Annotated in this window: 10 protein-coding genes; 7 read left to right on the top strand and 3 right to left on the bottom strand. The window is 73.1% G+C overall.

Annotated elements, in window-relative coordinates; translation table 11 throughout:
• Position 1: 1 nt before the first annotated feature.
• From ACGFNI_RS15845 to ACGFNI_RS15835, 3 genes are read right to left on the bottom strand one after another with little or no spacing between them, the layout of a single operon-like run.
• On the bottom strand, positions 2-712 hold the full coding sequence (locus ACGFNI_RS15845) for a DUF3558 family protein (protein WP_393684148.1): 711 nt from the start codon (positions 710-712) through the stop codon (positions 2-4).
• Positions 713-722: 10 nt separating this feature from the next.
• Positions 723-1,307, bottom strand: coding sequence for a hypothetical protein (locus tag ACGFNI_RS15840; protein ID WP_393684147.1), 585 nt, complete (start codon positions 1,305-1,307; stop codon positions 723-725).
• Positions 1,304-2,908, bottom strand: coding sequence for a hypothetical protein (locus ACGFNI_RS15835; RefSeq protein WP_393684145.1), 1,605 nt, complete (start codon positions 2,906-2,908; stop codon positions 1,304-1,306). Before ACGFNI_RS15835 ends, ACGFNI_RS15840 begins: the two co-directional genes overlap by 4 nt.
• A 618-nt stretch (positions 2,909-3,526) precedes the next feature.
• Between ACGFNI_RS15835 and ACGFNI_RS15830 the strand changes: the two genes are divergently transcribed.
• The 7 genes from ACGFNI_RS15830 (at position 3,527) to ACGFNI_RS15800 (ending at position 12,545) form a co-directional block, all read left to right on the top strand.
• Positions 3,527-3,655 (top strand): hypothetical protein, encoded by a 129-nt coding sequence (locus ACGFNI_RS15830; RefSeq protein WP_393684143.1) that lies wholly within the window; start codon positions 3,527-3,529, stop codon positions 3,653-3,655.
• Positions 3,656-3,778: 123 nt separating this feature from the next.
• Positions 3,779-6,994, top strand: coding sequence for a lantibiotic dehydratase (locus ACGFNI_RS15825; protein ID WP_393684141.1), 3,216 nt, complete (start codon positions 3,779-3,781; stop codon positions 6,992-6,994).
• A complete protein-coding gene (locus tag ACGFNI_RS15820) occupies positions 6,991-8,211 on the top strand; it encodes a lanthionine synthetase C family protein (protein ID WP_393684140.1) in 1,221 nt (406 codons plus the stop codon). The genes ACGFNI_RS15825 and ACGFNI_RS15820 overlap by 4 nt, the downstream gene beginning before the upstream one ends.
• 233 nt (positions 8,212-8,444) lie before the next feature.
• Positions 8,445-10,067: a BCCT family transporter gene (locus ACGFNI_RS15815; protein WP_393684138.1), complete on the top strand. Its 1,623-nt coding sequence runs from the start codon at positions 8,445-8,447 to the stop codon at positions 10,065-10,067.
• A 78-nt stretch (positions 10,068-10,145) separates the two neighbouring features.
• Positions 10,146-10,670 carry a hypothetical protein gene (locus ACGFNI_RS15810; RefSeq protein ID WP_393684137.1) on the top strand — a complete coding sequence of 175 codons (525 nt, stop codon included), beginning with the start codon at positions 10,146-10,148 and terminating at the stop codon, positions 10,668-10,670.
• 88 nt (positions 10,671-10,758) lie between these two features.
• A complete protein-coding gene (locus ACGFNI_RS15805; protein WP_393684135.1) occupies positions 10,759-11,757 on the top strand; it encodes an ATP-binding cassette domain-containing protein in 999 nt (332 codons plus the stop codon).
• On the top strand, positions 11,754-12,545 hold the full coding sequence (locus ACGFNI_RS15800) for an ABC transporter permease (protein WP_393684133.1): 792 nt from the start codon (positions 11,754-11,756) through the stop codon (positions 12,543-12,545). The genes ACGFNI_RS15805 and ACGFNI_RS15800 overlap by 4 nt, the downstream gene beginning before the upstream one ends.
• Positions 12,546-12,610 lie beyond the last annotated feature (65 nt).

The following is a 12,610-nucleotide window of genomic DNA, read 5'->3' as shown; positions in this document are numbered from 1 at the left end:
GTCAGCCCGGCAGGCCCGGTGCCAGCGCGCTGCCGAAGGCGGCGGCGAGACGGCACATGTCCTCCGTCGCGTCCGCCTGGTAGGCGCTGAGGGTGATCTGCCCGAACGACGTGGGCCACTTGACCAGGCAGCCGTTCCCTGCCTGGTTGGGCGCGGCCTCCGCGGACGGCGCGCCGCTGACCGGGATCGGCGTCGGCGTCCCGCTGATGCTGACGGCTCCCGACGAGTACACGAGAGTGAAGTTGCCGTAGGGCGACTGCCAGCGGCAGGCGCGCATTCCCGAGCCGGTCTCGGGGTCGCCGGTGCCCAGCTGCCACTGGGCGGAGACCGACGCGCCGGGGGCGCCGCACGGGTCGGCCGGCGCGCCCGACGCGCCGCCCGAGACGCCGCCCGGCTCGATCCCGGGCGACGGCATGGCGCTGGGGTAGGCGGTGGGGTAGGAGGTGCCGGCGCCCGCGCTCGGGCCGACCGGCCAGGCCGGTTCCTCGTCGCCGTGGTGCAGCAGCGACCAGCCGCCGAAGCCCACCACGGCCACCGTCAGGACCGTCGCGACCACGGTCGTCAGCAGCGTGGCGTGCGACCACTTGGCACGCTCCGGCGACTTCTGCGACGCCGTCCCGTCCGCTTCCTTCGGCCCGAAGGGCCGCCCGGGTGCCGCCGCGGGCTGGGTGCCCCGCACCCACTCCTGCCGGTCCGTGTCCCAATAGCTCATCCTGTCCCCCTCATCCCAGCAGTGCGGAGATCGCCTGGACGACGGCCACCGCCGAAGCCAGTCCGCCGGCAAGCGTGCTGCCGCTGGTCAGCAGTGCCCGCAGCCGCTCCAGGCGTCCGCGCTCGGCCTGCTGCGTCCGCGCTATCCCGCCTTCCACCAGCGTGAGCTGGTCCGTGAGCTCGGCGATGGCATGGCCGTCGCCGTGGCCGTCGGAACCGGTTGCCGCGACGGGCAGCTCGGCGCGCAACTCCGCGAGCGCCCGCACCAGTTCGGGGGAGGCGAGGACCGGGCGGCGGGACGCGTCCAGCGCGTGCGCCTCCGGGCCCGCGGCCACCGCGCCGCCCGTCATCGTCCCGATGGCGATGCCGGACGGGGGCGGCGTCGCACCCGCAGGCGCCGGGGCCGCGGGTGCCGGTGCCGGCGCGCGGTCGGACCTGTCCTCGGCCCGTGCCCGTTCGCCGGCGGCGACGGCGCCGCCCGTCATCAGGCCGATGGCGATGCCGCCCCGGTCCGCCCCGCCCGTCCGCGCGGGCTCCCCTGCCGTCCGCCGTCCGCCGTCGTCCCGCTCGCCCTGGCCGTTCGGGTCCGTTGTCACGACTTCTCGCCCCCCGGGCCGTGCTTGGCCTTCGCGCCCTGCCCCGCGGCCACCGCGCCGCCGCTCATGGTGCCGATGAAGACGTTGCCCTCGCTGACCTGGACCACCTGCCGGTCGAAGCGCTCGGTCTCGTAGCCCTTGCTGCTGAGCGCGTCGCCCACGCCGCTGGCGATCCGGTCCTGGATCGTCTTCACGTACCGGCTGATGTCCATCTCCTGGAAGAGCGAGATGTCCTTGGTGCTGCCCAGCTCCCGCACCGACGTCACCGGGCCGTCGGGCAGCGCCCGTTCCGGCTCGACCAGCCAGATCATGAACGCCGATACCAGGGTGCGCACGGCGGAGACCGCGGCGGCGAAACTGGCGGTCGGGGCGCTCAGCAGGGCCCGCACGCCGTCGCGGACCAGGTTCTCCGTGCTGTGCTCGGCGATCACGTCGACCGCCCGGTACTCGGGACGCACCGGGTTGAGCACGTGCGGCACGACCTCCAGGACGAGCATCCCGCCCTGGGTGTGGACGCGCACCAGCACCGACACCACGACCTGTTCGTCCGCGCCGACCCTGATCCGCAGGAAGTGCCGCCGCGCCTCGCCGCCCTCGTCCACCGCCTCGCTCAGGTGCCGGCGCACCGTCTCCACGTCGTAGGGCACGTCCGCCCGCGCCACCCCCGCCGGCAGGTACACGAACTCCTTGATCTCCATGTCCTTGAGCCGGTCGAGGCTGGTGGCCGCCGCGGCGTCCCGCAGCGCCTCAAGACGCGGCCTGATCAACTCGATGACCTGGGCGCTGGTGAGCGGCGCCAGGCCCGGCTCCGCACTCCCCTTGCGCTTCAACTCCAGCGCGAACGACCAGGGTTCGTAGGGCGATCCCACGCCGATGAACGGCCGGAAGGGGTCGTAGATGGTGAGCCCGGCGTGCTGCTCACGCTCCACGGACCCGCTGATCCGCCGGTAGCGGTCGTACGGAGGGAGTTCGGCGCGCGGCAGTTCGGCGAACTCCTCGCGGCTCAGCTCGCTGCGCAGCACCCCCGAGACGCGGGTGCGGTGCAGCCAGATCGTCAGCGCGATCAGTATCGGGAAGAGGACGGCGGGCCAGTTGGCCGCCGAGCCGAAGACGAAGCCCGTCAGGGCGAGCGCCCAGTAGACCGCGACCAGCACCCGGGAGCCGATCGGGGCCAGGGCCAGCAGCCGGCCGCGCTGCCCCGGTACCGCGGCGCGCAGCGTGGTCCGGTCCACGGTGTAGACGGCGGTGCCCAGGCCGCTGCTCGCCCGCACGCTCCACATCACGAGGCACAGCGCGCCGTACCCGAGCGGCCACGCCATGGACATCTCCCCCCAAGGGGAGCCGTACGCGTAGTCGACGACGAAGAAGCCCACCCAGACGCACAGCAGCAGGAGGGCGGTGGGCACCTCCAGCTTCCGGGCGCGCAGCGCGTGCGCGAGGACCGGTACCGCGTCCACACCCACCGACGGCGCGATCGGCCGCTCCTCGTGCTGCACGAGCTGTTCGATCACGGAGCTGCGGAAGGTGTTGTCGAGATAGACGCCGGCGCAGAGCAGCCGGGTGGCTTCACTGCGGGCGCAAGGCATGCCAGATTCGGACATCAGTTGTCCCCCGATCGCCGAACTCCGGCCCAGATGCCGGGAGTTGACGCACTTTCAGGCCATAGCATAGCGACTGGCGGGGTGGACAGGTAGGGGTTGCGCCGGGCCTGCCAGGCGCCCGGACGGGGTGGTTCGCGGGGCGGGGCGACGGGTGGCGAAGTGGCGGGCGGTGCGCCCTGAGTGGCGGTGATCCGGCGTGACCGATTCCGTCGGCCTCTTTACGGGGACATCCGGCGTCATGTTTATGGGACATCCACCACCGGAAATCCGTAACGTAATTCGCCTTTCTTCGGTGGCGGATTAACCCGCCCCGCAATCATCAGGATCCACGTCACTTCTTTTGAGGAATTTGTGAGAGTCCGGCGTTTACCCACTCATCGTCGCCGGTGGGTGCCGGTATATGCGCGGACGCCATTCAATTTGCGTGAAGTAAGCACTCCGTTAATCTTCCGGTGACTGTTGACAGCCAGAATCCGCCAGATCTACGGTTGCGACCGCCTGATCAAAGGGCATGCAGCACAGGGGAGTTCACCGGAATACGCCGGCCTTTCCGGCCTGCGGTGTGTCATTTCCCCGCTGTGCACCACCCCTCCCATTTCCCACGACAGGAGAGCTGATATGCCTACCGCCATGCTGGAAGACTTCGACCTCGACATCCGCGAGCTCATCGAGGAGCCGGCGGCCGACAACGGCGACACCGCCGCCAAGGCCGAGACCACCACGGTGATCACCCCCATCTGCCACTGATCCGGCAGCACCGGGGCCCGCGGCGTGCCGCCTGCGGGCCCCGGCCCTTTACCACCTCTTACTACGTCGCCGGTCGCAGGGCGCGACGCGCCGGCCCGCGCCGGAGATGAGGAGCGCCCGCAGGTGCCGCATTCCCTCTTCCAGGCCGCCGGTATCGGCATGCTGCGCGCCCCGGTCCACCCGGTGCACGCCGCCCGCATCGCCCTGCCCGCCCCTGAACCCGGGACGGACGAGGCCGCAGAGCTGACCGCCGCGCTGCGCACGCTGGCCGACGACCCGCTGGTGCGCGAGGCGGTCGAGGTCTCCAGTCCCTCCCTCGCCGGCCTGCTGCGCCGCGCCCTGGACACCGGGCAGGACGTGCCCATCGCCCAACTGCGCCGTGCCGTCCGCGCGTTGGCCTCCTACCGGCTGCGGATGAGTACCCGTGCCACGCCGTTCGGGCTGATGGCCGGGGTCGCCCCGGTGCGCTTCGCCGGCCCTGGCGAGCCGCCCGAAGTGCGCTTCGGCAGCGCGCACCGCCGCGTGGTGCGCCCCGACCGCGAGTGGCTGACCGGCCTGGTGGCCGCCTGGGAGCGGCGCCCCGGCGTGCTGCGCGAACTGCGCGTGGTGGCCAACGCGCTGTGCCGGGTGCGCGGCGGGCGGCTGGTGCTGCCGTACGTACCGCAGTCCGCCCAGGAGGAGGGCGCGGCCGGCACCGTCCAGGAGGTGAGCCTGCGGCATTCGGCCGTGGTCGCCGCCGTCCTGGAGCTGGCCCGCCGCCCGGTGCCTGGCGCGGAGCTGGCCCGTGCGCTGCTGGCACGGTTCCCCGGCGCGACCGCGGATGCGGTGGACGGCCTGCTGGTGCAACTGGTCGGCAAGGAAATCCTGCTGACCGACGCCCGCCCGCCGCTGGAGGAGACCGACCCGCTCGGACACGTACTGCGCGCCAGTGCCGGCGCGTCCCCCCACGACCTTCCCGAACGTGCCGAACTCCTCGCCGTACAGGAGGAGTTGGCGCAGTACGGCGCCGTTCCCGTCGGCTCAGGCGGCCAGGACCTGGCGAAGGCCACCGCGCGGATGCGGGACCTGCACGAGCGGCCCGACCTGCTCCAGGTCGACCTCGCGCTGGACGCCGATGCGCGGCTGCCCGCCGCCGTCGCCGACGAGGCCGCCCGCGCCGCCGCCCTGCTGTGGCGGCTGGCCCCCGACGTGGCGGGGCCCGCGCACCTGCGCGACTACCACCTGGCATTCCTCAAGCGCTACGGCACCGACCGCCTCGTGCCGCTGACCGACCTGCTCGACCCGGACGCCGGTCTGGGCGCACCGGCCGGCTACCGGCGCCCGCCCGGCCCGCGCACCGCCCCGCCCGCCACACCGGACACGGCACGCGACCGCGTCCTGGCCGAACTGGCCCAACAGGCCCTCCTGACCGGCGAGTCCGAGGTGCTGCTGGACGACGGCCACCCCGCCGTACGCCTCCTCGCCGAGGACGGCGGCAGGCCACCGGAGTCGCTGGAGGTGGGCGCCCACCTGCTGGCGGCGGACACCGACGCGCTGGCCCACGGCGACTTCCGGCTCGTCCTGGCCAACGGCTCCCGGCAGGCCGGGGCGCTGCTCGGGCGGTTCGGCTACCTGCTCGGCGACGGCGCCGAAGACGAACTCGCCGCGCTGGTACGCGCCGATGACGCGCCCGGGGACGAGGGCGCGCTGCGCGCCCAGGTCGCCTTCCGCCCCGGCAGGTCCCGGGTCGGCAACGTCGCGCAGGTCCCGCAGTGGCTGGACCACGTCCTGCCGGTCGGCTGCTTCGCCGACCCCGACGACCCCGGCGTACTCGACCCGCGCCACCTGGCCGTAAGGGCCGACCGGGACCGGCTCCACCTGGTGGAAGCGGCCACCGGACGCCGCGTCGACCCCGCCGTCTTCCACATGCTCAACCCGAAGTGGGACCTGCCCAACGCGGCGCGCTTCGTGTGCGAGATCACCGCGAGCGGGCGGCGCCGCTGGCAGATGTGGCACTGGGGCGGCGCCGAGATCCTGCCCCGCCTGCCGCGGGTCCGCTACGGGCGCACCGTGCTCAGCCCGGCGCGCTGGCGCCCCGACGCGCAACTCCGCGCCGCCGACGCCTCGTTCGACCGGTGGTGGGAGACCTTCCGCGACTGGCAGCGGCGGTGGCAGGTCCCCGACCGGGTACAGGTCGGCTGGGCGGACCGCTTCGTCTCCCTCGACCTGACCCTGCCGGGCCACCCGCAGCTGCTGCGGCACGAGCTGCAACGCACCGACCAGGCCGAGCTGCGGGAGGTCCCCACCGACGCCGCCGGGCTCCCCGACGGCTGGCTGCACGGGCCCGAAGGGCCGCACCACGCCGAGGTCGTCATCCCCCTGCGCAGCGCCCCGGCCCCGCGCCAGGACCCGCCCGCCGCCGCCCGGCCCGTACGCCGCCCCGCCCCGCCGCGCCCGCCCGGCACCGTCCACCTGCCGGGCGGCGAGTGGCTCCAGGTCTGCCTCTACACCCCCGCCGAGCGCCACGAAGAGCTGCTCGCCGCCCAACTGCCGGAGCTGCTCGGCCAGTTGCCCGAGCAGGTCGACCGCTGGTTCTTCCTGCGCTACCAGGACGCCGAAGGGCCGCACCTGCGCCTGCGCTTCCACGCCCCGCCGGCCGTGCTGGCCAGGGACCTGCTGCCGCTCCTGCACGAGCGGGCCGCCGCCCTGCACACAGGCGGCCTGACCGGCCGCGTGGTGTGGGACAGCTACGACCCGGAACTGGAGCGCTACGGCGGCCCCGATGCCATGGCCGCCGCCGAACGGGTCTTCCACGCCGACAGCCTCGCCGTCCTGGAACACCTGCGGCGCCGCTACACCCGCCAGGACCCCACCGCCCCCCTCCTGCTCGCCGCCGCCGGCTTCGCCGACCTGGCCCGCGCCTTCCACCTGCCGGGCGGCGAGGCTCACCATCCGGCCCCTTCCCCCACCCCACTCCCCGACGGCCCCCGGCTCCCCGACGGCGCGGACTGGCTGCTGCGGAAGATCCCCAAGGACGAGGACCTCCAGCGGACCTTCCGCAACCACCGCCGCCAGGCCCTGCCCCTGGTCGACCCCTACCGCGCCGGTCCTGGCCCTTCGGCCGACGAGTCGCTGCGTGCCCTGTGGGACCACCGCGCCGAGGAGACCGCCCGCTACGGGCACCTCCTGCGCGGGCTCGGCGACCGCTGCTGGGCGGATCCCGACCACGTGCTCAGCTCCCTGCTGCACATGCACCACAACCGCCTGGCAGGCACCGACCGGGACGCCGAACGCCTCGCCCACGCCGTCGCCCGCGGCGCCGCCCAGGCCCACACCGACCGCAGACGGCACACCCGATGACGCCCACCGGACGGCTGCGCGCCCGCGCCGCCGATGCGGCGGCCGGGATCGCCGCCCGGCTGGCCGACCCCGAGCACGTCGCCGCAGCCGCCCCGGACTGGTCCCCGCTGAGCCTGGACGGCGGGCACCCCGGCCTCGCGCTGCTCTTCGCCGAACTCGCCCGCCACGACCCGTCGTTGAGAGCCGTCGCCCACGCGCACCTGGCCGCGGCGGCCACCCACCTGCCGGCCCGTGCGGGCCACAGCCTCTACCACGGCGGGCCGGCCCTGGCCTTCGCCGCCCACACCGCACGGCAGGCCCCGCAGCACTACGCCGGCCTCCTCGAACGCCTCGACCCGCTGCTCGACGCCGCCCTGCACCGCGCCCTGGAGGACGAACACACCCGCCTCGCCCAGGGCCGCCCCGGCGTGCCCTGTGCCCGGTACGACCTGGTCAGCGGCGTCACCGGACTGACCAGGCTGCTGCTGGCACGGCAGGACACCCACCGGGAAGCACTGGCCGACGCGCTGTCCTACCTGGTCCGTCTCACCTGTCCGCTGTCCCTGGACGGCGAGCCGGTGCCGGGCTGGTGGGCGCCCGCAGGGCCGGGCGGCGGCCCCGACCCGGACTTCCCCCGCGGCCACGTCAACTACGGCCTGGCGCACGGCATCAGCGGCCCCCTCGCGGTCCTGTCCGCCGCCCTGCTCGCCGGCACCTCCGTACCCGGAGTCCGCCGGGCCGTGGCCGACCTCGCCGGCGAACTGCTCGCCCGGCGCACCACCGAAGGCGGCTGGCCCGCGCTGATCCCCCTGGAGCGCTACGGAAAGGAGCCGCCCCCACCAGGACGCAGCGCCTGGTGCTACGGCACCCCCGGCGTCGCCTGCGCCCTCCACCGCGCCGGCCAGGCACTCGGCCGCCCCGACCTCCAGCGGATCGCGGTCGACGCACTCGCCGCCGACCTCGACCACCCCCGCCGCGTGACGGACCCCACCTTCTGCCACGGCCGGGCCGGCCTGCTGCACATCTGCCACACCCTCGCCACCGCATCCGGCGACCCCCGCCTGGCCGCCCACCGCGACACCCTCGCCGCCCAACTCCTCACCGCCCACAGGCCCCCCGGCCCGCACGACCACCCCGGCCTCCTGACCGGCACCGCAGGCATCGCCCTCGCCCTCCACGCCTACGCGACCGGCACCCCGCCCGCCAGCGGCTGGGACGGGGCGCTCCTCCTGAGCTGACCGTCGAACCAGGAGTGATCCTCATCAACCGCCCCACCCCCGCCCGGGGCGCGAAACCGCAGGTCAGAGAGGCTGCCGAGGGTTTTGGGGCGACTGTCCGGAATTTGACCGGATCGCCCCGTGGATAGCAGCCTTCCCCCCTGACCCGCGCACCGAGCGGTCCTGCGTCTCGTGAGCGCGTGCGTCCTTGCGGTGCGTCATGCCCCTGCGCGAATGCCCCAGCAAGGAACCTCATGCCGACTTCCCCTGCCCGAACCGCCACCGCCGCCGCCCCCACCGGAACGGATCCCGCCACGGACGGCGACGAAGACGGCCATACGCCGCCCACGCCGCCGCCCGGCGACCTCAAACGCACCGACATACCGGTGCTCGCCCTCAGCGGCGGGCTGCTCATCACCTTCGTCCTGGCCGCGCTGATCGCCCCCACGGCCACCGGCGATGCCGTCAACGCCGCCTTCACCTTCGTCGCGCGCTGGTTCGGCCCGCTGTGGCAGGTGCTGCTGCTCGCCACCTTCGGCGTCGCGCTGTGGCTGGGCTTCTCCCGGTACGGCAAGGTGCGGCTCGGCGGTGCCGGGGCACGTCCGGAGTACGGCAGGTTCCAGTGGGTGGCGATGATCATGTCGACGCTGCTCGCGGGCGGCGGCGTCTTCTTCGCGGCGGGCGAGCCCGTACAGCACTACGTCTCGACGCCCCCCTTCTACGAAGGCGTCGAGAGCGGCACCCGGCAGGCGACCGAAGCGGCGCTCTCCCAGAGCTTCGCGCACTGGGGCTTCCTCGCCTGGGCCGTCCTCGGAACCCTCGCCTCGATCGTGATGATCCGCGGCCAGGAACGCGGCATGCCGCTGCGCCCGAGGACGCTGCTGTACCCCTTCCTCGGTGAGCGCATCCGGCACTCCCGGCTGGGCGCCGCCGTCGACGTCGTCTGCGTCATCGCCGTGGTGGCCGGAACCGTCGGGCCGATCGGCTTCCTGGGGCTCCAGGTCTCCTACGGTCTCTCCGAGGTGTTCGGCATTCCCAACGGCTATCCGGTGCAGCTCGGCGTCATCGTCCTGCTGACCGTCGTCGCCGTGCTGTCCGTCGCCAGCGGCGTCAACCGCGGCATCCAGTTCTTCAGCAAGGCCAACGTCTGGCTCGCCGTCGTCCTGATGGCCGTCTTCCTCGTCCTCGGCTCCCTCGGCTTCGTCCTCGACTCCTTCCTCGGCGGGTTCGGCCAGTACGTACGGGACTTCGTGCCGCTGGCGCTCAACCGGGGCGACCACGCGTGGCTCGGCTCCTGGACGGTCTTCTTCTTCGGCTGGTTCCTCGGCTACGGGCCTCTGATGTCCATCTTCGTGGCCCGCATCTCCAAGGGCCGTACGCTGCGTGACCTGGTGGTCTCCACCGCGGTCATCCCCCCGCTGGCCACCATGTTCTGGTTCACCGTGTTCGGCGGCACCGGCATCTTCCTCGAACAGCAGCACCCCGGCACCATCTCGGGCCCGCTCAAGGCCGTCGGCATGGACGCCGCCGTCATCTCCATGGCCCAGCAGCTCCCGATGGGCGCCGTGGTCGCGGTCGCGCTGCTCCTGCTGACCATCACGTTCGTGGTGACCACCACCGACTCGATGTCCTACAGCATCGCCGCCGCCGGAACGACGTCCGGCGAACCCGCCCGCGCGGTACGCGCCTTCTGGGCCCTTCTCATGGGCGCGGCGGCTGCCGTCCTCATCCTCGTCGGCGACGGCGGCATCACCGCCCTGCAGTCGTTCATCGTCATCACGGCCGTACCCGTCGGCTTCATCATGCTCCCGACCCTCTGGACCGCCCCGCGCGTGGCCAAGGAGATGGCCAGGGAGCAGGGCGTCATCCCGGAGTGATGCCATCGTGGCGCCATCAAGGATGAAATGGCACCACTAAGGCTTGTGGTGGCACCTTCGTGGTGCCATAGTGAGCGCATGGACCTCACGCCCTACGTCGACAACCTCCGGCACGAGCTCGCGGTCGCCGCGGGCGCGGGTGGCGACGAAGCCCGCGCCCTGGCCGAGCGGCTGGCCGCACCTCTGGAGTCGGCCGCCCGGCTGGCGCTGCTGAACGCGCTGTCCGACGCGATGGGAGAGGTCACCCGCGAGCTGACGCCGGGCTCGGTCGACGTACGGCTGCGCGGGCTCGACCCCGAGTTCGTGGTGACGCCACCGGTGGCACACGAGGTGTTCGAGGGGGCCGGGGAGGCCGAGAGTCACCCCGCGCCCCCGCCGGCTCCGGTCGCGGAGACCGACGAGGGCGGCACCGCGCGCATCAACCTCCGGCTCCCCGCCCACCTCAAGACCCGGGCCGAGGAAGCCGCCGGCCAGGAGGGACTCTCGGTCAACGCCTGGCTCGTACGGGCCGTCGCCGCCGCGCTGGAGCAGCCGGACGAGCGCGCCCGCCCGGCCGGCCGCCCCGCCCGGGGGCAGCAGGGCTTCACGGGCTGGGTCCGCTAGGACAGCCGCGGCGCCACCGCCCGCCAACCCCGTACGCGCATCGGCTCAGCCACTCCTTCACTCCACACAGCACTCTCTGAGGACTGTCATGCCCATGACCAAAACGACCTCCGTGCTCACCGCTGCGCCGGCGATCACCGCCACCGGACTGTCCAAGTCCTACGGCGGCAAAGTGGTGCTCGACGGCATCGACCTGCACATCCCCGAGGGCACGGTCTTCGCCCTGCTCGGGCCCAACGGCGCAGGCAAGACCACCACCGTCGAGATCCTCTCCACCCTCATCCCCGCCAACGCAGGCCAGGCGCGGATCGCGGGCCACGACCTGACCGGCGAGGTCGATGCTGTCCGCGCCGCGATCGGCGTCACCGGTCAGTTCGCGGCCGTGGACAACCTGCTGACCGCCCACGAAAACCTCGTGCTCATGGCGGATCTGCACCATCTGAGCCGCCGCGAAGGGCGGCGGCGTGCCACCGGGCTGCTGCGCCGCTTCGAGCTGACGGAGGCGGCCGACACGTCCGTCGCCACCTTCTCGGGCGGCATGCGGCGCAAGCTCGACCTCGCGATGACCCTGGTCGGCGACCCGCGGATCATCTTCCTCGACGAGCCGACCACCGGCCTCGACCCGCGCAGCCGCCGCACGATGTGGGAGATCATCCGCGGCCTGGTCGCCGACGACGGCGTCACGATCTTCCTGACCACGCAGTACCTGGAGGAAGCCGACCAGCTCGCCGACCGCATCGCCGTCCTTGACCAGGGAAAGCTGGTCGCCGAAGGCACCGCGGACGAGCTGAAGCGCCTCATCCCCGGCGGCCACATCCGCCTCCGCTTCGGCGACGCGAACGGACTCGAAACGGCCGCCGCGCTCTTCGGCTCCGCCGCGCGCGACAGCGAAGAACTCACCCTGCGCATCCCCGGCGACGGCGACATCCCCACCCTGCGCGCCGTCCTCGACGCCCTGGACAACGCGTCGGTCAAGGCCGATTCCCTCACGGTGCACACCCCCGATCTCGACGATGTCTTCCTCACCCTCACCGGCCGGGCCCAGCCGGGCGCCGGGCCCAACTCCCGCAAGGAGAGCGTCCGATGAGTTCCCTGTCCTACGCCGTCAGCGACTCCCTGACGATGCTGCGGCGCAACCTGAAGCACGCGCTGCGCTACCCGAGCATGACGGTCTCGGTCGTCGCGATGCCGCTGGTGATGCTGCTGCTGTTCACCTACGTCTTCGGCGGCGCCCTGGGCACCGGCATCGGAGGGACACCCACCGGCGGCGGTGCGTACATCGACTACATCGCGCCCGGCATCATCCTGATGGCCGCGACCTCCGGAGCCCTGTCCACCGCGGTCAGCATCTGCTCGGACATGACCGAGGGCATCGTCAACCGGTTCCGCACGATGTCGATCTCCCGCGCCTCGTTCCTCACCGGGCATGTCGTCGGCAGCGTCATCCAGACGCTGGTCAGCATCGCGCTGGTCGTCGGTGTCGCCCTGCTGATGGGCTTCCGTCCCAGCGCCACCCCCGTGGAGTGGCTCGCCACCGTCGGCATCCTGGTCCTGCTCATCCTGGCGCTCACCTGGCTGGCCGCCGCCATGGGCCTGATCGCCAAGAACGTCGAGACCGCCAGCAACCTGCCGATGCCGCTGACGTTCCTGCCCTTCCTCGGCAGCGCCATCGTCCCGCCGGATTCCATGCCCACGGGGCTGCGCTGGTTCGCCGAGTACCAGCCCTTCACCCCGGTCATCGAGACGCTGCGCGGCCTGCTGATGGGCACCGGGATCGGCAACAGCGGGCTCATCGCCCTCGCCTGGTGCGTCGGCCTCACCCTGGCCGGCTACCTCTGGGCCCGCTCGGCCTTCAACCGCGACGCACAGCGGTAACCGCCCCACCCCACAAGCCACTTCACCCTGCACCCAGCACCCGGCACGCAGCACTTAACGCTCAG

The organism is Streptomyces sp. NPDC048644, from assembly GCF_043199105.1.
GTDB lineage: Bacteria > Actinomycetota > Actinomycetes > Streptomycetales > Streptomycetaceae > Streptomyces.
Note: the sequence above shows the minus strand (reverse complement) of the source record. Positions and strands in the feature narration are given on the sequence as shown.

Coding starts and splice junctions, on each gene's coding strand:
- ACGFNI_RS15845 (WP_393684148.1), bottom strand. CDS start 712: ATGAGCTATTGGGACACGGACCGGCAGGAGTGGGTGCGGGGCACCCAG.
- ACGFNI_RS15835 (WP_393684145.1), bottom strand. CDS start 2,908: ATGTCCGAATCTGGCATGCCTTGCGCCCGCAGTGAAGCCACCCGGCTG.
- ACGFNI_RS15830 (WP_393684143.1), top strand. CDS start 3,527: ATGCCTACCGCCATGCTGGAAGACTTCGACCTCGACATCCGCGAGCTC.
- ACGFNI_RS15820 (WP_393684140.1), top strand. CDS start 6,991: ATGACGCCCACCGGACGGCTGCGCGCCCGCGCCGCCGATGCGGCGGCC.
- ACGFNI_RS15815 (WP_393684138.1), top strand. CDS start 8,445: ATGCCGACTTCCCCTGCCCGAACCGCCACCGCCGCCGCCCCCACCGGA.
- ACGFNI_RS15810 (WP_393684137.1), top strand. CDS start 10,146: ATGGACCTCACGCCCTACGTCGACAACCTCCGGCACGAGCTCGCGGTC.
- ACGFNI_RS15805 (WP_393684135.1), top strand. CDS start 10,759: ATGCCCATGACCAAAACGACCTCCGTGCTCACCGCTGCGCCGGCGATC.
- ACGFNI_RS15800 (WP_393684133.1), top strand. CDS start 11,754: ATGAGTTCCCTGTCCTACGCCGTCAGCGACTCCCTGACGATGCTGCGG.